We start from the raw sequence: 23,867 nt of genomic DNA on the forward strand, positions 1-23,867 counted from the left end.
ATCATGACCTTTCAAGATAACGCCATTTACAACGCCCTGACCCGTATCAGCCGGTTAACGAGCATCGCCAATCAGCACCGGCGGGCGTACCAGCAAACCGAGCGCGAGCTTCAAGAAGCCAAGCTTGAGGCCTTCAACACGCTGAAAACGTTGCCTCACGAAACGCTCACCGCGCTCTCGGAAAACCCTATCGAGGATATGGAGCACCTGATCGTCATCAACGACGGCGACGTGGTGGAAGACACCTTCAACGACAACACCATCACCGTGACCCGCTGCCCCAGCGTCACACCAATCTACCGCTTCAAAGCCCAGGAGGTGAACGATGGCTGATAACGCCGACATCGCCACCGACACCATGGAGCGCCGCATGGAAGCGGCGCTGGCCAGCCGCAACGCGGTATACATTCCCGCCACCGATCCGGACTGCGAAGACTGCGGCTACGAGATCCCATCCGCCCGACGCGAGGCGGCGCCCTGGGCCACCACCTGCATAGAGTGCCAGGGCATACGCGAGCAACGGAGGCGGCATGTGCGCTGAACAGGTCAAAGGCGGCAAGCTGGCCAGGCAAGCCGCCATGCTCTGCCAGGATCGCACCTTTCAGGGCTACCTGGACAAACGCCGCCGCCACAAACAGGGCCTCACCGAGGCCCAATTACCCGACGGCACGCACAACGCCGACGACGCCCGCGACTGGCTCTGCGCCGCCTGCCAGATCCAAAGCCGGGCGGAGCTGGATCACAACCCAACCGCGGCGGCCATGTTCCGCCGCATTCGCCAACGCTTCATGAAGTGGAAGCAGCGCCCAGGAGGCACCAATGAACACTTACTTTGGCCTACTCGCCGAATTCAACGGCCGCACCGAGTTACCCCTGGAAGAAGTCGCCCCGCGATTCTTCGGCATCACCGCTCGCACGGCCGGATTCCGCGCCGGCGCCCAAGCCTTGCCGGTACCCGCCTACCGCGCCGGCGACTCACAAAAAAGCCCCTGGCTGGTCAGCGCGATCGACCTGGCGCAGTACATTGATGAGAAACGTGCCGAAGCTAGGGAACATTGGAAGATGGTGAATGAGTGAACTATGCTGAATACTTAAAAATAACGAGGTGCTTAAAATGGTCGGTAACGAGCAAGCACTCACATACTTAAAAGAACGCTATACAGAGGAACTTCAACGGTTTAGAGATGTTGAGGACAAATCTATTAAGCTAACATCGTTACTATCTGTTTTAATGGCCGCTTTAGGTACTGGGCTAGGCATTAATAGAGAACCTCTAATCTCCCCAACGCTTCTAATTGACTGGATTATAATCGTTTTATCAGGGCTTATTTTTATTTTCCTGTTAATTAGCTGGTCAAATGCCATGCTAGCAATCAATATTAGCCGCTATCCTATAGTACCGGCCAATAGAGTGGCGCTTGAATACATCACAGAAGCTGACAAAGAAGATTGCGAAGCGTACATCATACAATGCCACATTGATGTAATTGAGCTTCTTAGCATTGTAATTGAAAAAAAAGCCGAAGCTCTATTTTACTGCCATAGGTTCTTAATAATCAGTGGATGGATATCCTCTATCTTGTTGGTTTCATTTTACATTTCGGAGATAAATCATGGCTGAAAAAGATAAGCCTACTACTAGTAAGCCTGTTGCTAACAAGCATCTTAGCAACGAGAAAAAACAGCCACCTCCCACAGTTGACTATGTGAGAAGATGGGGCTCTGATGACAAAGTCACACCGCATAATAAGAAAAACAACTAATTTCAATGCATGCTAACGAAGCTGCAAAGTTTCAGGCCTTAAATGCGTATAACGCTTTAGCACATCCCAGCTTTCGTGGAGCGTGAACTGCTGCACCTCCACGATTTCATACCCCGCCTCGAACAAACGAGACGTGGCCTCATGGCGCAGGTCATGAAAACGCAGATCGTCGATGCGTTTTGCTGTCGTAGCGGCTCGCCACCGAGTGCCGATCGATTTAGCGCCGTAAGGAAAAATCCGCGGTTCACCCTGTATTCGTGGCTGCCGCTGGATGATGGCCATCGCTTCGTGCGTCAGCTTGAACCGCTTATGGTTGCCCCACTTTTTGCGCGGATGCTTTGCATCGCGCACCCAGCAGGTCATCGCTTCGGTATCCAGATCATCCCAGGTGAGCCGGGTGATCTCCTCCTGGCGTCGAGATGAGGCGATCGCAAAGTCCATGATGTCTTCCATGGGGATAATCGCGCTCGGCCGGATCTTCTGAGATCGCTGGAAGTAAGCGCGAATCTGCTCGATCTCCTCTAGCGTCGGTCGCCGATCGCGAGATGCCGGGCGGTTTATCAGCCCTTTGCTTCGAAGCAACAGCTTGGCCGACTCAAACTCGTTCAGGTCCACCGGCATACGCCAGGCAGCGACCGCTGTTTTTAAGATGATACCAAGCCAGGTTATATCCAGGGCGGAGGTCGAAGGCTTCACGCCACTGCGGCGCCGCATCTGAGCATGATCTATGATTTGCTCGCTGCTGAGCTCCGTAATTTTGACGCGTGCGATCGGGAAGCGCCGAAGCTGCTCAATTGTGGCTCGCTTACTACGCCCGGCCCCATCGGCAAATTCTTGCAGGTAGCGCTCAATGGCATCGTGTAAAGTGACACCCTTCCATTTTGCGGTCAGCACACCACCTGGTGCAGCCAGTTCGAGCTCGCGTCGTTTGGCCCATTCTGCGGCCATCGCCTTTTTAGGGAATGTTTTGGACTCTGAGTAGTCAGGTTGACCAGTACGCGCAATGCGAATACGCGCTAGATATGAGAAACTGCCGTCCCTTTTTGGACGCTTCACAATCGTCGCCATCACTGCCTCGAAATGTGACAAATTAAAGTGCCACGAAGTGCCAAATTTGTGACACTAATTAGCTAAAAACGTGGCTCAACCACTGTAAATATGAACAGTTATGAATGATACCACAACACCGCAAACCCGCATGAAGTCTGGCACCGTCCGCCCTGAGCTGGATAGAACTTTCTCCGTCGCGCCTATGATGGACTGGACAACCCGGGACTACAGAGCCTTTGCGCGCACCTTGACCAGGCGTGCGTTGCTGTATACCGAGATGGTGACCACCGGGGCTATCCTGCACGGTTCGCCGCGTGCGCGTTTTTTGGGCTTTGACGACGTTGAGCACCCGATAGCCTTGCAGCTTGGCGGCAGCGATGCCGCTGAGCTTGCTGAGTGCGCAGCGATTGCCGAAGCGTGGGGGTACGACGAGGTCAATCTGAACGTCGGCTGCCCGAGCGACCGGGTGCAGAACAACATGATTGGCGCCTGCCTGATGGGTTACCCGGAAAAAGTCGCTGCCGCTGTGCGTGCCATGCAGTCGTCGGTGTCGATTCCCGTGACGGTAAAATGTCGTATCGGTGTTGATGATCAGGACGAAGATGCTGACCTGGCACGCTTTATTGACACCGTGGCGGATGCGGGCTGCCAGACGTTTACCGTTCATGCCCGTAAAGCCTGGCTGCAAGGTTTATCGCCCAAGGAAAACCGCGATGTGCCCCCGTTGAATTACCCGCGTGTGCATCGCTTGAAGCAGCAGCATCCCACGCTGCACATCGGGATCAACGGCGGCATTAAAACGCTTGAGGAATGCCAGGTACAGCTCGAACACGTAGATAGCGTGATGGTAGGCCGTGAGGCCTATCAAAACCCGTGGCTGCTGGCGGGCGTGGATGAGCAACTGTTTGGCACACCAGGACCCGCCGCTAGCCGCCTGGATGCTGCACGGGCATTTCGCCCCTACATACAGTCGCGGTTGGACGAAGGTGCCAAGCTCAACCACATCACGCGTCATTTGCTGGGTCTGTTTCAGGGCTGCCCGGGTGGGCGTCGTTTTCGCCGCCACCTGTCGGAAAACGCGCATAAAGAAGGCGCCGGGCTACGCCTGTTTGACGAAGCCCTGAGTCTGGTCCGCGAGCCCTCACCCCAGCCTGCCGACGCCAAACAGCCCGCCACCGCTTAGCAGTGACGGGCTGCGATTAGGCGATTGCCGGAGCTGTTACTGGCCGCGCACGCCTTGTTCGATGCGCTTGCCAATATCCGGGTCAACGTTGCGCCAATACTCGAACGCGCGCTCCAGCACCGGTTCCGTCACGCCGCCAGAGAGGTGGCCCACCACATTGTTGACCAGCCGTTCACGTTCGGCGTCGTCCATCACGTCACGTACCAACGCGCCAGCCTGGCTCCAGTCATCATCGTCTGGGCGAAGCGCGTACGCCTCACGCACAAACTGACCGTCGGTCGACCAAACGGCATCTTCCGGGTAGCGCTGCGGATCGGCTTTGGGGCCGCCTTTGCTGTTCGGCGCATATACCGGGTCGGTGGCATGCTTGATGCGCATCGCCCCACCCTGGCCGTAGCTGTGCACGGGGCTCTTGGGCGTGTTCACCGGAATATGCTTGTAGTTGACCCCCAAGCGAGCGCGGTGGGCGTCGGCATAGGAGATCGAACGTGCCAGCAGCATTTTGTCCGGTGACAGCCCCGTTCCCGGCACCATGTTGTTAGGCTCGAACGCGGCCTGCTCGATCTGGCTGTGGAAATCCGTCGGGTTGCGGTCCAGGGTGAGCTTGCCGACGTCGATCAGCGGATAGTCGTCGTGGGGCCACACCTTGGTCAGGTCGAACGGGTTGATGCGATAGGTCTTGGCATCGTCGAAGGGCATGATTTGCATCTTGAGCGTCCAGGTCGGGTATTCCCCCCGCTCAATCGCTTCAAACAGGTCACGACGGTGATAATCCGCATCGGTGCCTGCCATCTCATCGGCCTGCTGCTGGGTCATGCATTTGATGCCCTGGTCGGTCTTGAAGTGATACTTCACCCAGAAGCGCTCGCCATCTTCATTGACCCACATATAGGTATGGCTCGAGTACCCGTTCATGTGCCGCCAGGTGGCCGGAATGCCCCGGTCGCCCATCAGCCAGGTCACCTGGTGAGCAGACTCGGGTACCAGCGTCCAGAAATCCCACTGCATGTCGTGGTCGCGCAGGCCATTGTCGGCACGACGTTTTTGCGAATGGATGAAGTGCTGAAACTTCATCGGGTCGCGCACAAAGAACACGGGGGTATTGTTACCCACCATGTCGAAATTGCCGTCGTCGGAATAGAACTTCACCGCGAACCCACGCGGGTCGCGCCAGGTATCCGGGCTGCCGCTTTCCCCGGCCACGGTTGAAAAGCGAATCACCACATCGGTTTTGGCGCCTTTCTGGAGGAACTTGGCCTTGGTGTATTGGCTGACATCGTGGGTCACCTCGAAATGGCCGAACGCCCCGCTGCCCTTGGCGTGGGGTTGTCTGTCGGGAATCATTTCGCGGTTGAACGCCGCCATCTGTTCCATTAGATAATGGTCGTGCATGACGATAGGACCATCTTGGCCTACCGAAAGCGCATGCTCGTCGCTGGCAACCGGATTGCCTGCTTCAGTTGTCGTGTAGTTGGGGTTGTCGCCTGCCATCGTTAGTTCTCCCTTCATTCGAGGTGGCGCGGTCACTGTCCAGTCACCGTCTCTGCCGCTAAAGCTTGGCCACTGGCCAGTTGGCTGCGTTGGTCACGTCATCAGTTATAGTTAAATACAGCACTTCCCGCCATCCATGGCGGTGGGGCTCCAACTATCAAATCGATAGTTTTCTATTATCAATTTTATTCAGTAAATCGCGTCAGGGGGTGGTGTAAGGCTCGACTGGAAGCTTTCGATCGCTGTCTCGGCCTCCTCGATGGCATCAAAGCGCGCGATATGAAACAGCGCTTCGCCTTCATTGGCCAACGGCAAGCGGCTCATACCAATCACGATGCCGTCGGCCATGGCGCGCACGTCGCCCTCATCATTGCCGAATGGGTCCGCCACCTTACCCAATACTTCACCTTTGGCAACGCGTGCCCCCAGGCGCACCTTGGGTCGCAGGATGCCGTCGATGGGTGCCCGCGCCCAGCTCGAACCATTGGCGACTTCCGCAGGCGCCGGCGAGCGGCGGCGCTGCTCGCCACTGAGCATGCCGAGGCGGCGCATTACTCGCAGTACGCCGCGTACCCCCGGAGCGATCGCCCATTCATCAAAGCGCAGCGCCTCACCGGCTTCGTAGGTGAGCACCGGAATACCGCGACTTTGCGCATAGTGGCGCAGGCTGCCCTCGCGCAGCTCAGCATTGAGGACCACCGGTGCACCAAAGGCATCGGCCATACGTTCGGTTTCGCTCTCCGGGCTCAGTTGAGCGCGGATTTGTGGCAGGTTCGTGCGGTGGATCGCCCCGGTATGCAGGTCAATGATATGCGTGGCGTGATCGACGATTTCTTCACGGAACAACGCCGCCACACGCCCACCCAGGGAACCGGATTCGCTACCCGGAAAGCAGCGGTTGAGATCTCGCCGGTCGGGCAGGTAACGCGTTTGTTGCAGAAAGGCGAACACATTGACGACCGGCACAGCAATTAAGGTGCCCTTCAGGCTATTGATGGTTTTTGCGCGTAATACGCGGCGAACGATTTCCACACCGTTGATTTCATCGCCGTGAATGCCACCACATACCAGCATGACCGGACCGCTGCGCCGTCCGTGCACCACCTCGACGGGAATGTGCAAAGGCGTATGGGTATACAGCCGGGCGACCGGTACATCGATCTGTAAGCGCTTGCCGGGCGCAATACTGTGTCCGGCAAGTTGAAAAGAGGCTCGTGCCATTATGGATTGTCTCGCTTTGCGGGTTGTACAGCGTGCACTGCCACGACATTTAAAAACAGCGTTTCCAATTATTCTTTATACCCGCCTCGCTCTGAAATATCAGCCCCCTGAATATGTGAGTGCTTACCCATACGTTTCCGCACACCGTTTCCATACACAATTGAATGTAAAATAATTGCAGAATCAGATAAGATATATGCATAAATAACGTCGACGAGGTTGGGTTTCCATGGCAAGAAAAACAAAGGCTGAAGCAGCGGCCACGCGCGAGGCGCTACTCGATGCTGCGGAAGAGATGTTCATGGAACACGGTGTCGCCCGCACCTCGCTGGAGCAAATCGCCCGTCAAGCCGGGATGACGCGGGGCGCGGTTTACTGGCACTTTAAAAACAAGGGCGACATGTTTCGTGCCATGCTCGAGCGCGTTCATATGCCGTTCCAGGACCTGGTGGATGAAATCGAGGCGCTGGAGCACGATGTTTCCTCGCTGGAAGCCATTCGACTGGCCTGCCTAAAGGGGCTGGAGCGCTTTGAACAGAACCCTCGCGCGCGCCGGGTTCACGCCATCCTGATTCATCGCTGTGAGTTTTTTAGCGACATCGATCCTATCGCCATGCAGCAGGAAATCGCCGACGAATGCCGCGACTCGCTTTACCAGCACCTGCTGATCTCCGAAGAGCAACAGATGCTCGTTCAGGGCCTATCACCCGACGTTGCCACTGACCTGCTCCAGGCAACCCTCGCCGGGCTGTTCCATGAATGGATCAGAGACCCTTCGCGATTTTCAATCTATGAACGGGGTGTCCCGCTAGTGAACCAGTTGACCAGCATGATGCGCCGTTCAACTGACACCAGCGGGGCAAACTGACCGCTAATGATGCGCTAAAGACCCAGCCGACCCGGACTTGCCTTTAAGCAGACGCAACCGTGTGCGGGTTTCGAGAAATGCATCCTGCGCAACGCTGCGGAACGCATCCTCTCTAGGCAGGTATTTGACCAGAACGCGGTATTCACCCACGTTTTCTGCCGCGTCATGCTTACCAAGTAACTGCACCTCGCAGGAAGGGTCGTCGGTGAGAACCGCGCGCCCAGGATGCCCTTCACTGCTCGCCTGCACCACTTGCACACACTTGCCCAGTAAGCTGCGACGAGCGTGATGGCGATGAAACCATGGCCCTACCTGCCGACACAGGATTTCTGCGATTGGCGACGCCAGGGCAAAGCTTGCCCAAAGCAGCACCACACCAATCGGCACGATAAACAGCCCAACCGACAGCCAGCGCAGCACCAGCAGTTCTACCGCTAGTGTCATCCCAGCCGCTAAAACGATCAGCCAACTCAAGGCAACCGTCGTCGGCACCCCGGCGAACCCAAGGGCGACCAGTGCACTCGCCAGGTGGTCATCGCGTAGGCTGTCTCGCTCGAACAGCTCCACAGGGGCTAACCGTAGTAGCACCAATAGCCAATACAGCCCGACAAGGGGCAACAATACGCTGAACAGGATAAATGGAAACCCCATCATCAGCTGGCGTATGGTATCCATATCGCGTCCCTCCTACGCTTGCGCTCATGTTATTGAGCTTTGCCCTATCAGCGTAGCGGCCTGCCCTGGCAATAACATGTAGCAGCGCAGCATAAAAAACGGGCATCATCGCTCGCGATGATGCCCGTCAATTTTTGCTGGATCAGCGGGGTGGCTTAACGGCCTTGTTCCATCGCCGACTGATCGCTTTGCTTGGATTTACCGCGGAATATGTGGCCTAACCAGTCAGAGAGCTGAGCGATCATGACGTAGTAGCTTGGCACGAACAGGCTGCCCAGAATGGCCACCGTGGCCATACCCACCGCCACCGTGGTGCCGATGTGGTGGCTGCTGACGTCACTCGCCCCCGTGGCCAAGGCCAACGGCAGGGTACCGAAGATAAACGCCAGCGACGTCATGATGATCGGCCGGAAACGCAGCTCGGCAGCGGTAATGGCTGCCTCTTTTATCGTCTTGCCTTGCTCCTTGCGCTGTAGCTCGGCGAACTCAACGATCAGGATAGCGTTTTTGGCGGCCAGGCCGACCACCACCAGCAGGCCGATTTCCACGTAGATACTGGTATCCAGCCCGCGCAGCACGATGCCGCCGACGCCCCCCAAAAACGCAAAGGGCGTAGAGGTCAGCACCGCCAGCGGCAGCGACCAGCTTTCATACTGGGCCGCAAGGATCAGGAACACCATCAGGATGCCGAAGACAATCGCAAGCGCCGCTGTATTGCCCATTTCGGCTTCCTGGTAAGCGGTACCGGTCCAGCCCATGCCCCAGTTTCTACCCAAATTGTCGGCAACGATTTGATCCATCGCCTCGATCGCCTCTGCCGAGCTGTAGCCTTCCGCCGGGCCGCCCTGGAACTGCGCCCCCAGATAGACGCCAAAGCGCGATACCACGGCAGGCTTGGCTTCCCGCTCGAGGCTGACAAACTCGGACAGCGGAATACGCTCGCCGTCGCCGCCGCGCACGTATACATGGTTCACGTCATCCGGCGTTCGGCGGAACTCGTCTTCGTTTTGCAGATATACCTGGAAGTTACGGTTCTGGTAGCTGAAGTAGTTAACAAAGCCGGTGCCGAACGTATTGGACAGCGTCGAATGCAGATCTTCCAGCGACACGCCGTAACTCAGCACTTTCTGCTGGTCGATATCAGCGCGGTAGCCGGGCACGTTGACGCTGAAGGTCGTGAACACCTGCTCGAGCGCCGGGTGCGCGTTGGCCTTTTGCATGACCTGCATCGAGGCTTCGAACAGCTCCTGGGAGGAGGCCCCGCCGAAAGACTGCAGGTAGCCGGTAAAGCCGCCGGTGGTCGACAACCCCTGGATCGGCGGCGCATTGAACGCCCTGGCCGAGCCGCCGGGTATTTCAGCACCGATCTGCATAATCCGCCCGACAAGCTCAGTAGCGGTAATATCGCGCTCGGGCCAGGGCGCCAGGTTGATGAACATGACCCCGCGGGCGGTATTCACCGAACCCGTCAGGATGTCGTAACCCGCCACTGCTGATGAATAGCTTACCCCCGGAATGGCTTCGACCCGCTCGCTTAGCGCGGCCATGTAATCCTGGGTGCGGTCCAGAGACGCCGCATTGGGCAATTGGATACTCGCCAACACCACGCCCTGGTCGGTTTCCGGCACCAGACTCGAGGGAGTGGTTTGATACAGCCACCATGAACCGCCGATGACCAAGCCAGTCAATACCAGCGCCAGTCCCCAAAAGCGTACCAGGAACTTCACCGCCACCATGAACACCGCGGTAATGGCGGCAAAAAAGCGGTCAAACAGGCGCAGCGGCGTGTTCACCGCACGCATGAATTTGGACTGACCGTGTTGGGCCTTGTGCTTGATGAAGATCGCTGACAGCGCGGGCGTGAAGGTCAGCGCCATCAGCGCCGAGAACGCCACCGATATCGCCACGGTCAAGGCAAACTGCTGATAGATCTGCCCGGTGAAACCGCCGAGGAACGCCACGGGAATGAAGACAGCCGCCATGATCAGCGAGGTCGCAATAACCGGCCCGCCGACTTCCTTCATGGCGCGAATAGTGGCGTCCCTCACGCTGATGTCATCGTCCTCGCTGAGCACCCTCTCAACGTTTTCGACCACCAGTATCGCATCGTCCACCACGATCCCGATCGACAACACCAGCGCGAACAGCGTCAGCAAGTTGATCGAGAAGCCGAACATGTAAAAGCCCGCGAACGTTGCCAGTACGGACACTGGCACCACCGACATGGCGATCACCGTGAATCGCCAGTTCTGCAGGAAGATGAACAGAATAACGCCAACGATCAGGAAGGCTTCAATAAAGACTTTCACCACGGTCTTGACCGAGGCGTCGATGAACAGCGTGGTGTCGTAGGGCACCGCGTACTCGAGCCCCGGCGGAAAACGCTCGCTCAGCTCTTCCATTGTGGCTTTCACCGCGCGCGCGGTTTCCAGCGCGTTGGCACCCGGCTGCTGATTGATGATGATGGGCGCCATGGCCTCGCCGTTCAGGCGCGCATCCACCCCGTACGACGAGGCGCCGAGCTCGATCCGTGCGACGTCATCCAGGCGCAACGTCGAACCGTCCGGATTGGTGCGCAGCGCAATATTGCGGAAATCGTCGACGTTGTTGAGCCGACCACCCGCCGTGATGGTATAGGTATAGGCACGCGGATCGCTTTGCGGCGTGGCCGCCAGGCTGCCCGCCGGCACTTCAGTATTCTGGGCGCGAATGGCCGAGGCCAGCTCGGTGGGCGTCAGGTCGTACTGAGAGAGTTTTTCCGGGTCCATCCAGATGCGCATGGCGAACTCGCCGCCGCCCAACACCTCGGCTTCGCCCACCCCGGGGACCTGACGTAACTCGTCGATGACGTTGAGGGTGGCGTAATTCTGCATGAAGATGTTGTTGTAGTCGCCCTCCGGCGAGGTCAGCGCCACAAACATCAAGATCGAGCTTGATCGCAGCTCGACGGTCACGCCCTGATCCTGCACGGCTTCAGGGAGCTGCGAGAGCGCCCCCTGTACCCGGTTGTTGACGTTGATGGTGTTAATGTCGCCTTCGGTGCCGATATCGAACGACACGTTGAGCGACATGCTGCCGTTATCGCTGCTGTTCGAGGTCATGTAGATCATGCCCTCGACCCCGTTGATCGCTTCTGCGATCGGCGCTGCGACGGTCTGGGCGACGGTTTCGGCGTCGGCCCCCGGGAACTGCGCCTGCACCGAAACGGTCGGCGGCACGACGTTTGGGTACTGCTCGATGGGCAGCACCCGCATGCTGACGACCCCGATGATGGTCAGGATAATCGCCAGAACCGTCGCGAAGATGGGGCGGCTGATGAAGAAATTAGAGAAATTCATTGCGAGGCGTCCCCTTCCTCACCGCCTTCCTGTTCACCGCCGGCATGGTTTCCCTGGCCTTGCCGTGCCGGCTCGGCAGCTTCCGCCTGCGCTTCATCCAGGTTTTCAATCACTTCCTCGGCGCTGCCGCTAAACGGCTGAGGGTCGATCGCCGTCCCGGGTTCGATACCGGTAGGATCGCCGACCACCACGCGATCGCCTTCTTCCAGACCGTCGCGCAGAATCTGCCAAGGGCCGGCCATCTCGCCAAGGGTGACCGTGCGTGAGCGGGCGCGATTCTCATCGTCAAGTACGAAGACCTGGGGCCCCATCAGGCCTTGGGTAACGGCAATTTCGGGCACCGCATAAACGCCGTAGCGCTTCAGCCCCTCAAGGCTGACGCGGACGAATTGACCCGGCAGAATGTCCCCGTCGGGATTATCAAAGGTGGCGCTGGCCTGCACGGTGCTGGTGCGGTCGCTGACCCGCGACCCCAGATAATCAAGGCGACCTTCAAGGGACTGATCGTCTCCGCCATCACGTCCGGGCAGCGCCAGGGTGGCACGAATGTCTTCAACCGATTCCTCTTCATGCAGCTGTCGACGCAGTGCAAACGCATCGTCTTGCGGCATCTGGAAGCGAACTTCCAAAGGATCCAGCGGCGTGACGGTGGCAAGCTCGGTGCCGGACTGCACCAGATTGCCCACATTAATCTCGCTCAAGCTGATCATACCAGCGACGGGCGCCGTCACTTCGGCATAGTTCAGGTCGATCTGGGCGCTTTCCAGTGCCGCCTGAGCCTGGGCCACATTGGCCTGGGCAACGCCTAGGTCCGCACGCGCCTGGTCGTAGTCCTGACGACTCACCGAATTCTGGTTCAGCAACCGCTCAAAGCGCTCTGCATCACGCTGAGCGCGGGAAAACTCCGCACGGGCGCTTTGCAAATCGGCTTCTCGCTGGTTCACCGTGGCGCGGTAGACATCAGGCTCGATGGAGTAGAGAAGTTGGTCTTCCTCGACAAACTCACCGGGCTCGAAATGACGCTCCTGTAAATAGCCGGTGACGCGGGCAACCAGAGTAACTTCATCGTCGCTGCGGAGCAGCGATGAGTATGATTTTTCCAGCGGCAGATCTTGTCGGGCCGCCTCGGTCACTTCAACAGGATGCGGAGGCGGTTCTTGTTGCTGTCCCTCTGCTTGGCCGGCTTGCTCTTCCTGGCCACAGGCAACAAGCAGCGCGCTAGCGCCAATCACCATCAGCGCGCTACGTACGCCGTAAAACATGTTCTTCATTACTTTTTCCCTTGAGGCGCCTATAAAACCGACACAGACTACAACCATACACGTATGAATGTAAATGTTTGGCGGCTTTCAGTGCCGCCAAAGAGGTAGTTACTGCTCAAGTACCGGTCGCTCACCGATGTTGGTTACGCTGCTGGAGCCAGCGTCTTCAGGCAATGTAAAGGTAACTTCTTCGCCCTGAAGCCAGGCATTGATCTCTTCGACGGCCTCAACGTCCAAACTCCCCGACTGTTGGCGCAGGGACAGCAGATTGACTACGTAGTCGTAACGCGCCTGGGCATAGTCGGAAATGGCGTTATAAAGATTTTGCTCGGCATTCAAGACGTCGACAATGTTGCGGGTACCGACTTCATAGCCTGCGCGTGTGGCATCCAGTGCGCTCTGGTTGGAAACGATGGCTTGCTCGCGGGCATCCACGGTGGAGACATCATTGCTGACCTGGGTATATAGCGAGCGCACCTGCTGAACGGTGTCGCGGCGCTGGGCCTCAAAGTCGAACTGGCTGGCTTCCAACTGGTAAGTGCTTTGACGGATGCTGGCCTGGGTGCTGCCGCCCGTGTATAGCGGCCAGTTGGCGCTCAACCCTATCTGGCTGGATTCGTCGTGACCTTGAATGCCATCGATATCGTTATCGGCATACTGATAACTCGCGAACGCCTCCAGGGTGGGCAAGCGCTGCGCCTGGGCCACGCCCACAGCACTGCGGGACACTTCGACACCCGCCTGTTCGGCGAGCACCAGAGGATTGTTCTCAACGGCGAGATCAACCCAGTAATCCCGATCGCTAGGCGACGGTTGCTGGATGGGATAGTCGTCGCTCAGCGCTTCAATGCTGGCATAGCGCTGGCCGGTCAAGCGCTCAAGGGCCTCAAAACTCACCTGCAGATCGCTCTGTGCGGCAATACGTTCGGCGCGCGACTGATCGAAACTCGCCTGCGCCTCTTCTACCTCGGTAATCGCGATCAGTCCGACCTCGAACTGCTCTTCAGCCTGTTCCAACTGACGACCAATGGCACGTTCCTGAGCCAGGCGGGCATCGAGAATGTCGTTGGCGCGAAGAATGTCAAAGTAAGCCGTCGCCACATCGATCAGCACTTGCTGCTCGGTCGAAGCCAGTGCGTAAATTTGCTGATCGATTTCCCGCTCGGCTTGTTCAACCTCGCGGCTGTTGCGCGCATCATAAAGTGCTTGCGAGGCTTCAAGTGTCAGGCTGACGCTATTGAAGGGATCGTCATTGCCGCTGGTGTTGCCCGTCCCGTTAGCCACCTGACCTGCCTGAGTGCCCGCTGCACTGCTTTGGCTTTCGTAGGTGCGGTTATGCGCCACATTCCCTGACGCGTTCAACTGAGGCAGCAAGTCGCCACGGGCAACGTCACGCCCAGCCTCGACACTCTGGGTTTGAGAGCGCGCTGAACTCAACTCGGCGTTATTTTCCAGCGCATCCCGGGTAATGGTGAGTAGATCAGCTGACCAAGCGGGAACCGCCCATACTGAAAGCAATAGCGCAGGAAGCAACGTGCGCTTTGCCACAAAAGGGCGTGGAGTTTTGAAAGCCAACGTGGAAGGGAGTCGCAGCATAGCGTTTTCCTCATTAATATTAGTCTGAATGCTTACATACATTGTCGCATGTTTTTTTGGCGATACCAGACCTTGGTCAAATATTCGGCTTATATTTCATTTTTCTTTAACGATTGCCTTGGCATTGTTGGCTTTGCACTTTTGCTTTTGGGCCTTTTTCCTTAGGGTCATTGCCTTTCTCCATGGCAACCACATCGCCAGGCCGTACAAGCTGGCTTTATTTGGCTATCCTGTACGTCATCATGCTGCAAAGCAACAAACAGCTTACTGAGGCATATCATGGACCGCATTGAATATATTAGCGTACGGCAGCTCGAAATCGCTGTTCGTATCTGGCATCCCGATGCCTCCAATACCGTGATCGCCTGGCACGGACTGGCCCGTCACGGTGGCGACTTTGAATCCCTGGCCCGAAAGCTCGGCCCCCAATGGCGAGTCATTGCGCCCGATACGCCGGGACGCGGACTTTCCAGCTGGTCGCTTTACCCTGCCAATGATTACTTATACAGCCACTATGTGACGATCGCGTTGGCGGTACTCGACCATTTCCACATTGAGAGCGCTAACTGGGTCGGCACGTCGATGGGCGGTTTGCTCGGCATGCTGCTGGCCGCTGATGAAAACACCGCGCAGCGAATTCGCTGCCTGGTTCTCAATGACGTAGGCCCCGAGCTGGACAGCCAGACGCTGGCCGAAATGGCAACCTACTTTAGCGTGCTCAAACGTTTTTTGACGCTCAGTGAGCTACAACAGGCACTTGAGCAACATTACCAGGGGTTTGGTGACCTCAGCCGCTTTGAGTGGCAGCAGATGGCACTAAGCAGTGCCCGCCGGCTGCCTGATGGCAGTTGGAGCTTTCATTACGATCCCCGCATAAGCGAGCAGTTTGTTCACGATACGCCCCGCGACACATGGCGCGACTGGCAGCAAATCCGCTGCCCGCTAATGGTTATTCGGGGTGAACATTCCACGCTACTTCGTGCCGGGAGTGTAGAACGCATGCAGGTCGACCAGCCGCATATGGAAACGCTTGAGGCGCCGGGATGTGGCCATGCCCCTATGCTCAACAATGATCAGCAGGTGGCTCCCCTCAAGCGCTTTCTGAGCCGCTATGGCGACATTGCCTCTCCCCAGACAGCTACCCCGGGGCAGCGGATCAGTCGTTGGTGGCAACGTCTGATCCACCCTCGCGGCTAAAAATGATAGTTGATCAGCGCACCACCCATCACTTGGGTCTTGTCACCCACGTCATCCACGATCGGGCTGTCCGCGGCATCGCCTGTTAACCGCGTCACGCCGAGTAACCCCGTTACCGACCAATCGCGGGTCAGGTAATAGCTCAGGCGGCTGTTCAGCCCGTAACGGACATAGCCATCGTTCGGGCGGTAGATGGCTAGCCCTGAGCGCGCACTTTCTGCTGGCGAAATGCCGAACATGTCGCGAGTCCAGTCATCGCTTGAGTAGGTCAACTCAGGACCAATCGAAAACGCCATTTGCTGAGACAGCATGGTGCGCCAGTTGGCTTTCAGGTCAGCTTCATAGCCGTCTACATCGCCGCCTAGAGGAGCTTTCGTCGCGGCTTCCAGCCCCCAAGGGCCGTTTGAATAGCGGACACGTACGCCCGCCGCTGCACCATCGTCTACCTCGTCAAGGCCGCTTAGCTCGCCATCGTTATCACGCCCCGGCAGGTAGGTGATGAACGGTGAAACCTTCCAGTTTCCCTGGCGAAGTAAATTCCAGCCAATACCATCACGGACACTGGCATAAAAGGTATCACCATAGGTAACGCTGGCACTTGGCCAGCCACGCGTTTCATTTTTGTCGCTACCCAGATAGTCGGGAACGCTAAATACACCGGCGCCAACGCTGCCTTCCCACTGGGCCAAAGCGCTACCCGATGCAACCATCAGCAACGTGGATAGCGTAAAATATGATAGGGCAGATAGTCTCGATCTCATGGTTAAAACCCACTGTTATCATTTAGGTTTGGAAGCAATGCCTTAACCAACCAAAGGCCGTCTTCCTTGACGTAAGCAATCAGCGACAACTCCTCACCAGGAATGGCCAGCTGCAAATGGATTGACGATCAGCGTGGCGCAGGAGCCACGCATAACATACATTTATGTATGTAAGCTAGCATTCGCCTTCATTTCCGTCAATTTAACTTCTCCCACCGAATCAACGCTACCACCGAGACAATCAACGACAGAGCGGCCTTCTTGCAACAAGATCGTGCACAGCCCACAAGTGTGCCCCTCAGTGGTGCAGCCCTCACCGAGCAAGCCTTGCGATGGCTGATTCTCACCCCACCACTGGAAAATATAAATTCGACCTTAAAAAAAATAAATCAATGAAATAAATCGATTTTACAATTTTCTCAGCCCTCCAGTTAATAAATTGGCATGCCAAATGCAGCACCCTGACAACGAGCTCAGCGCCTGCAATACCCAGATCCAATCGAAGAGCTAACTCAAAAAGCTAACGCAAAGGGCTAAAGACTAAAGGACTAACACTGGACATTCAGGCGCGGCGTTAATCAACCGAAAATGACACAGGAAAACCTATTCATGTCATATCTAATGCCCAGTGAGTTTGTTACCAAGCTGGTAGACCAGGGTGAAGCGAAAGTCTATATGGGCACCCGGGATACGCTTATTCGCGCCTTCATGGCGGGGGCCACCCTGGCGTTGGCGGTTATTTTCGCCATTACTATCGCCACCCAAACAGGTAATTTCCTGATTGGAGCGCTGCTCTTTCCCGTGGGCTTTGTCATGCTCTACTTGATGGGTTATGACCTGCTCACCGGGGTTTTCACGCTGGTTCCAATCGCCTGGCTCGATAAACGACCCGGGGTCACCCTGCCACGGATGCTCAGGTGCTGGGGGCTGGTAGGACTTGGTAACCTGGGGGGCGCCTTGTTCATTGCCACGTTTGGCTATATGAACTTCACCATGGGCGGCACTGAGGAAATCAACGCCGTCGGCCAGACCATGATGTCTGTCGGTGAAAGCCGTACTGTGGGTTACCAGGATGCTGGCCTAGCCGGTTGGATTGTGCTTTTCCTGAGGGGCATGTTCTGCAACTGGATGGTTTCCATGGGGGTTGTGGGTGCCGCCATCTCGACAACGGTATCCGGCAAGATCATGGCCATGTGGATGCCGATCATTGTGTTCTTCTATCTTGGCTTCGAGCATTCCGTGGTCAACATGTTCCTCTTCCCGATCGGCCTGATGATGGGCGCTGAATTTACGCTGTATCAATACATCATGTGGAATGAAATCCCTACGGTTCTGGGTAACTTGGTCGGTGGTCTGACATTGGTCGGTCTGGTTCTTTACACCACCCACGTGCGTACCCAGCCCAAGAAAAATTTATCTTGATCGAGATCCATTGACTTAAAACAGCTAACAAAACAGGGCGCCATGCGCCCTTTACCACACGGGAGAACTCTCATGGATAAACTTGAAATGCGCCACACCCTGCTTGCCGCCAAAGCGCGCAAGAAAATGAGCTGGGATGATATCGCCACCGCTGTCGGGATGTCGCCTGTGTGGGTAGCGTCAGCTTGCTATGGCATGAACAGCGCCAGCCCCGATATCGCCCAAAAGATCTGCAACACGCTGGATGTCGAGAGCGACGTTGCCGATGCCCTGGTGACATTCCCGACCAAGGTGTGGGATGAAGCCATCCCACAGGACCCCTTCATTTATCGGCTCTATGAAGTTGTCGGCGTATATGGCGAGACACTCAAGGATGTGGTGCAGGAGCAGTTTGGCGACGGCATCATGAGTGCTATCGATTTCACCATGGACGTCGATAAGGTGGAAGATCCCAAAGGCGACCGTGTTCTGCTTACCCTGAATGGCAAGTTTTTACCTTATAAGTCCTGGTAACGCCTACTTCTGGTACGCCTCGAGCGCGGTAATGCTGCGTTCAACGCCGCTGCGATAGCTCGCCCCAAAGAGCAGCAAATGATTAAGCAGCGGGTAGAGTTGAAATAACGCTTCACGCCTCGGCCAATCGGCCGGGGCGTCGCCGTTCCAGTAGGCCTCGAAAAAGCGTTCATCCAGGGAGCCAAATAGGGTCAACATGGCAATATCGACTTCCGGGTAGTGACGATATATCGCCGGGTCGATAATGGCGGGGCCACGCGGCGTGAACATCACATTGCCCGACCACAGATCGCCGTGCACCAGGCTCGCGGGCCTGTCGGGCAGCCAATCTTCCAACTCATGTGCCTGACGGGCGATGCGCTCATAAAGCTTTTTATCGAGCAAACCGCGCTGATAGCAGGCGTCGCCGAGAGGCAACAGCCGCCGCTCGCGCTGAAAAACACGCCCATCGTCCAACGGTGCATTGGGCTGAGGGGTGCTGCCACAGGCGTTATCCCAGTGCCAGCCATGTTGCTCACCGACGCTTGCGTGAAGCTCTTTGAGGCCTTCACCCAGCGCTGAACTATCGCGTCGGCCGGATGCTTCAAGCGTCTCCATTACCAGCCAGCTGTCGGAAAGGCCCAGCACCTGAGGGACAATCAAGATGGAACACGCTCCCTTTAACGCCCGCAGTGCCTCGGCTTCACCGCGCAGCCGCTGCGCGTCGTCATGTTTGACGACGACGCTGCCCTGTTCGGTATCAAGCTGATAGACGGCCGCAATATCGCCACCGCCAAGCGGCGTTAATGCGCCCTTGGGGGTAAGGTCGAGTGTTTCCAGTAACGCGTCTAGGGCCGAGTCCATTGCATGCTCCTGTGCGCTGAATGTCTGTCTATTATGACTGCCGACTGTCGGCGACGTCGACTCACCCGAGCCGCTGATGAATGAGCTTTTCCAGTTCAAGCTGGTCATCGTGGAAACGACGGATACCTTCCGCCAGCTTGTCGTTGGCCATCGCATCCTGATTGTGACCCCAGCGGAAATCAGCTTCACTCAAAGCCGGTAACGGCTGACCGTTGCCGGTATGTGCCGCAATCCGGGGCGTCACTTCACCTTCTGCCGAGGCCAGCTCTTCAAGCAATGCCGGGGAGATGGTCAACCGTGGGCAGCCCGCCAACGCCAGCACCTGGCCGGTGGTGCGGAAGCTGGCACCCATCACGACGGTATCGTAGCCGCCCTGATTAGCGCGTTCACAAACACCACGCACGAACAGAACACCCGGGTCGTTTTCTGGTGTGTAGTCATTGCCGGTGGCGTTCTTGTACCAGTCGGTCACGCGCCCCACGAAGGGCGAGATAAGAAACACGCCCGCATCAAAGCAGGCCTGGGCCTGGGCATCGCTGAACAGCAGCGTCAGGTTGCACTGAATGCCCTCTCGCTCGAGCACTTCGGCGGCGCGAATGCCCTCCCAGGTAGACGCCAGCTTGATCAGCACGCGGTCGCGGCTAACGCCTCGGGCTTCATAAAGCTCGATCAGCTCGTGAGCCTTGGCGATGCTCGCCTGGGTGTCAAACGACAGTCGGGCCGCCACTTCGGTGGAAACACGCCCCGGTACCACCGCGGCGACTTCACTACCCACGGCAACCGCCAAACGGTCTACCGCGTGGGTGACCTGCTGCTCGCGAGCACCACCGGACGCCTTAACCTGGCTCAACTCCTCATCGATCATCGCCTGGTAGCCCGGCAAACTAAACGCTTTGAGCAACAGCGACGGATTGGTGGTGGCGTCTTGCGGCTGGTAACGACGAATCGCCTCCAGATCACCGGTATCGGCCACCACCAGTGAGTGTTGTTTTAATTGCTGTAGTTGATCCAACATAAATGCTCCTTATTAACCGGGTGCCTTCAATGAATGAGTGCTGCCGTGGCGTTGCTCGAGCGCACGACAATAACGCGCATAGGCTGTTTGGTAAGCCGCCACTTGTATGGGGTCAGGATCTGCCTGCGATTCAGCATCCAGCGTTACCAGCCGTTCACACAACGCTTCCAGGGTAACCCCATCTTCCCGCTGGTCACACCAAGCGGCCTGCAGGGCGGCACCCAGCGCCGCGGCATCGGTGATTTCCGGGCAGATCACCTGCGTATTGGTGATATCCGCCACCATCTGCCGCCATACCGGGCTCTTGGCGCCGCCGCCAATCAGACGAATCTGGCTGGCCCCCGCGGTTAAGTCTCCGAGCAGTTCCAACCCATACCGCAGTGCAAAGGTTGCCCCTTCCATCACCGCACGGCACAGGTTGGCCTGGGTGGTATTCAGACTGGTCAGGCCCAGGAAGTCCGCGGACGCCTCCGGCAACATGGGAACCCGTTCACCGTTGAAAAACGGCAGCACCGTCACCCCTTCGGCGCCAACCGGGGCACTGGCCACCCGCTCGCCAAACGCAGCCAGGTCCAAACCGAACAGCTCGCGCACACGGGTAGTGGCAGAGGTCACGTTCATGGTGCAGATCAGCGGCAACCACCCGCCGGTGCTCGAACAGAAATTGGCGACCATGGCATTATCGCAAACCACAGGGGCCGGTGAGTATGCACACACCGTGCCTGATGTTCCCAAGCTTAACGTAATCAGCCCCGGGGTTATATTGCCGGTACCAATCGCGCCAAGCATGTTATCCCCGCCGCCTGAAGACACCACGACATCATCTGCCAAGCCCAATTCGGCGGCTACGGCACTTTGCACAACTCCAGCGGGTTCATGCGCCTCAAGCAACCGGGGAAGCACGCGCTTGGCATCCAGCTCAGGGGCTATCTCGGCAAACACATCCAGCCGCCAGCGGCGCCTTAGCGTGTCGAAGTAGCCAGTCCCGGAGGCATCGCCTGCCTCGGTCACGCGGTTGCCGGTGAGCCAGAAATTCAGGTAATCGTGAGGCAACAACAGACTATCGATACGCTGATAAGCGGCAGGATGATGGTCGCGCAACCACGCCACCTTGGAGGCGGTATAGCCGGTTTGCAGCACCAGGCCAAGCTTTTCCAGGCAGCCCGTTTCTCCGCCAAGGCGCACCATCAGGTCGCTGTTATGGGTACTGGTTTCGGTATCGCACCACAATTTGGCGGGATATACCGGCTCGCCCTCGGCGTCCAGTGCCACCATGCCATGCTGCTGGCCGGAGACACCGATACCGCGCACCTGGCTGGCATCGACTTCAGCACGCTCAAGCGCCTCGAAGAAAGCGCCTTTCAGCGCTGTCAGCCACTCGCTTGGGGCCTGCTCACGGCGGCCATTTTCACCTTCATCCAGATGGTGGGGGCGGCTCGCCTCCCCGCGGATAAGGCCTTGCTCAACATCCACGACCACCACTTTGGTACTTTGCGTTCCGCAATCGACTCCGATATACATTACTGAATTCCTATGGACGAGACCAGATCCTCAAGCGTAGCGCGTGCGCCGCGTTCGTGCAGCGATGTCAGCGCCTCAAGGTAGGCCGCCAGAAAACGGGGTTGGTCTGCCAGGTCACCAAACACCTCACGGTTTTCAACAAACGCCGTTGGCTGGGTGCGATTATTGGCGGCAACCTGCATGAGTGACGCTTTCAGACGATCGACGATCTCGATCGGTTCGCCCTGTTCGTCGACCCCTTCAGCATAGCGCGCCCAACTGGCTACAACCGCCGCGCTGCGTTTGATCTCACCGCCATCGGCCAACTGCTGACGAATCACCGGTACCAGCCACTTGGGTATACGGTCAGAGCTTTCTGCGCACAGGCGCGCCAGTGTGTCCTTGATTTGGGGGTTGGCAAAGCGCTCGATGAGCGTCAGCCGATAGGCTTCCAGGTCAACGCCAGGCACCGGCGCCAGCGTGGGTGAGCCCTCTTCACGCATGTAGCCTAGCAAAAAGTCGACAAATAGCGGGTCCTGGCAGACTTCGTGGGCGTAGCGATAACCGGCCAGATAGCCAAAGTAGGTCAGCGCCTGATGGCTCGCGTTAAGCAGCCGCAGTTTCATCAGCTCGTAAGGCTCAACGTCATCAACCAACTGTACGCCCACCTTGTCCAGCGCCGGACGCCCCAGCGGAAAATGGTCTTCCAGCACCCACTGCGTGAAAGGCTCACAGACCACGGGCCAGGCATCGTCAATCTCAAAATGCTGCGAAAGCTCGCTGATATCCGCCTCTGAGGTCACCGGGGTAATACGGTCCACCATGGCGTTGGGAAACGCCACTTGGTCGGCTACCCACTCCCCCAGCGCGTTATCCCGGGCACGGGCGTAAGCGCTGAACATGCGCTTCGCCACATCGCCGTTGCCCTGAATGTTATCGCAGGACATGACCGTAAAGGGGGCGATCCCCCGCTCGCGGCGGCGTACCAGCGCCTCCACCACCAGACCGAAGCTGGATGAGGGCTGGGTGGGATGGGCCAGGTCGTCGCGTATTTGTGGATTATCCAGATCGAACTCGCCGGTCACCGGGTGGAAGTTGTAACCGCCTTCGGTGACCGTCAACGACACGATGCGAATCTGTGGATCGGCCATCTGTTCGATCACCGCCTCGGCGGCCTCAGGCGCGAACAGGTAGTTAACCATGCTGCCGATTATCCGCGGCTCATAGCGGCCATCCGGGTGTTTGACGACCAGCGTATAAAGGTGGTCCTGCGCTGCCAGCGCCTGTTGCATGCGTTTATCACCCGGCATTACGCCCACACCGACAATCCCCCAGTCCAGCGCTTCGCCCCTGTTCATCAGGGCATCCAGATACATCGCCTGGTGGGCGCGATGAAAGCCGCCCACACCAATGTGAACAATACCCGGGGTAATCCTGCTGCGATCATAGTCAGGCGTGGCAATGGGGGAGCCTAGTTTGCCCACATTGTGATTATTGAGTTGGGTCATCGTCGCTCTCCAGGTTATTCGTTGGACATGACGTGCTAACGCCAGTACTGATCGGGCGAAAAACTGCCTGTTTTCACCAGTTGAGCATTGAGCATGTCTTTTTGGTGCGTGCGCTCAATGGCGCCTGCGTGGTCCTGGCCCATGGCTAACCAGCGGGCCACCAGGCGCTGCGCCAAGACGTCATCGTCGACATCAAGCATCAGCGTCCAGTCAAACAAAGGTTGCAGGTCGCGCCATATCGGGCGGTCGAGCAATAAATAGTTGCCCTCGACAATCACGATGCGCTGTTCAAGGCGGATGAGCCGCCCACCGGCGCGAGCCAGATCCAGCGGGCGGTCGAACACGGGGACAGCGACCGCCTGGTCAGCGCGGCGAAGTCGCTCCAGATCAACACGCAGACCGTCCACGTCGAAGGTGTGCGGCGCGCCCTTGAGTGGCAGCTGCGCCTCACCGAGCACGGCATTGTCGAAGTGATAGCCATCCATCGGCACCACCCCAGCCTGCCCTGGCAACTGTTGGTTAATCGCTGCACACAGTTGCTCGCTGCGGTAAGACTTCCCGGCACCGGGCGGACCCGCCAGGGCGACGATATAACGAGGAATGCCGGCTGCCGCATCGATAATCTGGCGGCTGATATGGTCAATATCCGGGGTCATGGCAA

23 protein-coding genes are annotated in these 23,867 nt (G+C 57.6%); 10 read left to right on the plus strand and 13 right to left on the minus strand.

Annotation, left to right across the window (positions count from 1 at the left end; translation table 11 throughout):
• Positions 1 to 3: 3 nt before the first annotated feature.
• The 5 genes from R3F64_RS13430 to R3F64_RS13450 all read left to right on the plus strand — a co-directional run bounded on the left by R3F64_RS13430 (position 4) and on the right by R3F64_RS13450 (position 1,763).
• On the plus strand, positions 4 to 333 hold the full coding sequence (locus R3F64_RS13430) for a hypothetical protein (RefSeq protein ID WP_264823404.1): 330 nt from the start codon (positions 4 to 6) through the stop codon (positions 331 to 333).
• The gene (locus R3F64_RS13435) at positions 326 to 541 is read left to right on the plus strand and encodes a TraR/DksA family transcriptional regulator (protein ID WP_332611964.1); all 216 of its coding nucleotides are present in this window, start codon (positions 326 to 328) and stop codon (positions 539 to 541) included. Before R3F64_RS13430 ends, R3F64_RS13435 begins: the two co-directional genes overlap by 8 nt.
• 278 nt (positions 542 to 819) lie before the next feature.
• Positions 820 to 1,077 (plus strand): pyocin activator PrtN family protein, encoded by a 258-nt coding sequence (locus tag R3F64_RS13440; RefSeq protein ID WP_332611966.1) that lies wholly within the window; start codon positions 820 to 822, stop codon positions 1,075 to 1,077.
• Positions 1,078 to 1,114: 37 nt separating this feature from the next.
• Positions 1,115 to 1,621 carry a hypothetical protein gene (locus R3F64_RS13445; RefSeq protein WP_332611968.1) on the plus strand — a complete coding sequence of 169 codons (507 nt, stop codon included), beginning with the start codon at positions 1,115 to 1,117 and terminating at the stop codon, positions 1,619 to 1,621.
• Entirely contained in the window at positions 1,614 to 1,763 is a 150-nt protein-coding gene (locus tag R3F64_RS13450; RefSeq protein ID WP_332611969.1) for a hypothetical protein, read from the plus strand. The genes R3F64_RS13445 and R3F64_RS13450 overlap by 8 nt, the downstream gene beginning before the upstream one ends.
• A gap of 12 nt (positions 1,764 to 1,775) precedes the next feature.
• Here the strand turns inward: R3F64_RS13450 and R3F64_RS13455 are convergent, their stop codons facing one another.
• Positions 1,776 to 2,831 (minus strand): tyrosine-type recombinase/integrase, encoded by a 1,056-nt coding sequence (locus R3F64_RS13455; RefSeq protein WP_332611971.1) that lies wholly within the window; start codon positions 2,829 to 2,831, stop codon positions 1,776 to 1,778.
• Positions 2,832 to 2,931: 100 nt separating this feature from the next.
• On the opposite strand from R3F64_RS13455, the gene dusA reads away from it, so the two are divergent.
• On the plus strand, positions 2,932 to 3,996 hold the full coding sequence (dusA, locus tag R3F64_RS13460) for a tRNA dihydrouridine(20/20a) synthase DusA (RefSeq protein WP_332611973.1): 1,065 nt from the start codon (positions 2,932 to 2,934) through the stop codon (positions 3,994 to 3,996).
• A 36-nt stretch (positions 3,997 to 4,032) separates the two neighbouring features.
• Here dusA and R3F64_RS13465 read toward each other — a convergent pair whose 3' ends face one another.
• Positions 4,033 to 5,487, minus strand: coding sequence for a catalase (locus R3F64_RS13465; RefSeq protein WP_199283695.1), 1,455 nt, complete (start codon positions 5,485 to 5,487; stop codon positions 4,033 to 4,035).
• A 189-nt stretch (positions 5,488 to 5,676) separates the two neighbouring features.
• A complete protein-coding gene (locus R3F64_RS13470) occupies positions 5,677 to 6,708 on the minus strand; it encodes a succinylglutamate desuccinylase/aspartoacylase family protein (protein ID WP_085917734.1) in 1,032 nt (343 codons plus the stop codon).
• Between the two features lie 229 nt (positions 6,709 to 6,937).
• Here R3F64_RS13470 and R3F64_RS13475 point away from each other — a divergent pair, with 229 nt between their 5' ends.
• A complete protein-coding gene (locus tag R3F64_RS13475; protein ID WP_085917733.1) occupies positions 6,938 to 7,576 on the plus strand; it encodes a TetR family transcriptional regulator in 639 nt (212 codons plus the stop codon).
• Between the two features lie 3 nt (positions 7,577 to 7,579).
• On the opposite strand, the gene R3F64_RS13480 is transcribed toward R3F64_RS13475, so the two are convergent.
• The 4 genes from R3F64_RS13480 to R3F64_RS13495 all read right to left on the minus strand — a co-directional run bounded on the left by R3F64_RS13480 (position 7,580) and on the right by R3F64_RS13495 (position 14,447).
• Positions 7,580 to 8,251, minus strand: coding sequence for a hypothetical protein (locus R3F64_RS13480; protein WP_332611977.1), 672 nt, complete (start codon positions 8,249 to 8,251; stop codon positions 7,580 to 7,582).
• Between the two features lie 155 nt (positions 8,252 to 8,406).
• Entirely contained in the window at positions 8,407 to 11,589 is a 3,183-nt protein-coding gene (locus R3F64_RS13485) for an efflux RND transporter permease subunit (RefSeq protein WP_332611979.1), read from the minus strand.
• Entirely contained in the window at positions 11,586 to 12,860 is a 1,275-nt protein-coding gene (locus R3F64_RS13490) for an efflux RND transporter periplasmic adaptor subunit (protein ID WP_085917730.1), read from the minus strand. The genes R3F64_RS13485 and R3F64_RS13490 overlap by 4 nt, the downstream gene beginning before the upstream one ends.
• A gap of 99 nt (positions 12,861 to 12,959) precedes the next feature.
• Positions 12,960 to 14,447, minus strand: a complete 1,488-nt coding sequence (locus R3F64_RS13495) for a TolC family outer membrane protein (protein WP_264823435.1) — start codon at positions 14,445 to 14,447, stop codon at positions 12,960 to 12,962.
• A gap of 279 nt (positions 14,448 to 14,726) precedes the next feature.
• On the opposite strand from R3F64_RS13495, the gene R3F64_RS13500 reads away from it, so the two are divergent.
• Complete coding sequence (locus tag R3F64_RS13500) at positions 14,727 to 15,644, plus strand: alpha/beta fold hydrolase (protein ID WP_199283699.1); 918 nt, start codon at positions 14,727 to 14,729, stop codon at positions 15,642 to 15,644.
• Here R3F64_RS13500 and R3F64_RS13505 read toward each other — a convergent pair.
• Positions 15,641 to 16,405 carry a MipA/OmpV family protein gene (locus R3F64_RS13505; RefSeq protein WP_199283700.1) on the minus strand — a complete coding sequence of 255 codons (765 nt, stop codon included), beginning with the start codon at positions 16,403 to 16,405 and terminating at the stop codon, positions 15,641 to 15,643. The two genes, R3F64_RS13500 and R3F64_RS13505, sit on opposite strands and share 4 nt — an antisense overlap.
• 609 nt (positions 16,406 to 17,014) lie before the next feature.
• Here R3F64_RS13505 and R3F64_RS13510 point away from each other — a divergent pair.
• Positions 17,015 to 17,827, plus strand: coding sequence for a formate/nitrite transporter family protein (locus R3F64_RS13510; RefSeq protein ID WP_085918896.1), 813 nt, complete (start codon positions 17,015 to 17,017; stop codon positions 17,825 to 17,827).
• 72 nt (positions 17,828 to 17,899) lie between these two features.
• A complete protein-coding gene (gene cynS / locus R3F64_RS13515; protein ID WP_199283701.1) occupies positions 17,900 to 18,340 on the plus strand; it encodes a cyanase in 441 nt (146 codons plus the stop codon).
• Between the two features lie 3 nt (positions 18,341 to 18,343).
• Here cynS and R3F64_RS13520 read toward each other — a convergent pair whose 3' ends face one another.
• The 5 genes from R3F64_RS13520 to R3F64_RS13540 form a co-directional block, all read right to left on the minus strand.
• Complete coding sequence (locus R3F64_RS13520) at positions 18,344 to 19,183, minus strand: fructosamine kinase family protein (RefSeq protein WP_085918894.1); 840 nt, start codon at positions 19,181 to 19,183, stop codon at positions 18,344 to 18,346.
• Between the two features lie 61 nt (positions 19,184 to 19,244).
• Positions 19,245 to 20,198: a transaldolase gene (gene tal, locus R3F64_RS13525; RefSeq protein WP_199283702.1), complete on the minus strand. Its 954-nt coding sequence runs from the start codon at positions 20,196 to 20,198 to the stop codon at positions 19,245 to 19,247.
• Positions 20,199 to 20,210: 12 nt separating this feature from the next.
• Positions 20,211 to 21,719 (minus strand): xylulokinase, encoded by a 1,509-nt coding sequence (xylB, locus tag R3F64_RS13530; RefSeq protein WP_085918892.1) that lies wholly within the window; start codon positions 21,717 to 21,719, stop codon positions 20,211 to 20,213.
• On the minus strand, positions 21,719 to 23,206 hold the full coding sequence (locus tag R3F64_RS13535; protein ID WP_199283703.1) for a mannitol dehydrogenase family protein: 1,488 nt from the start codon (positions 23,204 to 23,206) through the stop codon (positions 21,719 to 21,721). The genes xylB and R3F64_RS13535 overlap by 1 nt, the downstream gene beginning before the upstream one ends.
• 35 nt (positions 23,207 to 23,241) lie before the next feature.
• A complete protein-coding gene (locus tag R3F64_RS13540) occupies positions 23,242 to 23,862 on the minus strand; it encodes a nucleoside/nucleotide kinase family protein (RefSeq protein ID WP_199283704.1) in 621 nt (206 codons plus the stop codon).
• Between the last annotated feature and the right edge of the window lie 5 nt (positions 23,863 to 23,867).

The sequence above is a fragment of the Halomonas sp. 5021 genome (genome assembly GCF_036663435.1).
In the GTDB taxonomy this organism is placed as follows: Bacteria; Pseudomonadota; Gammaproteobacteria; order Pseudomonadales; family Halomonadaceae; genus Vreelandella; species Vreelandella janggokensis.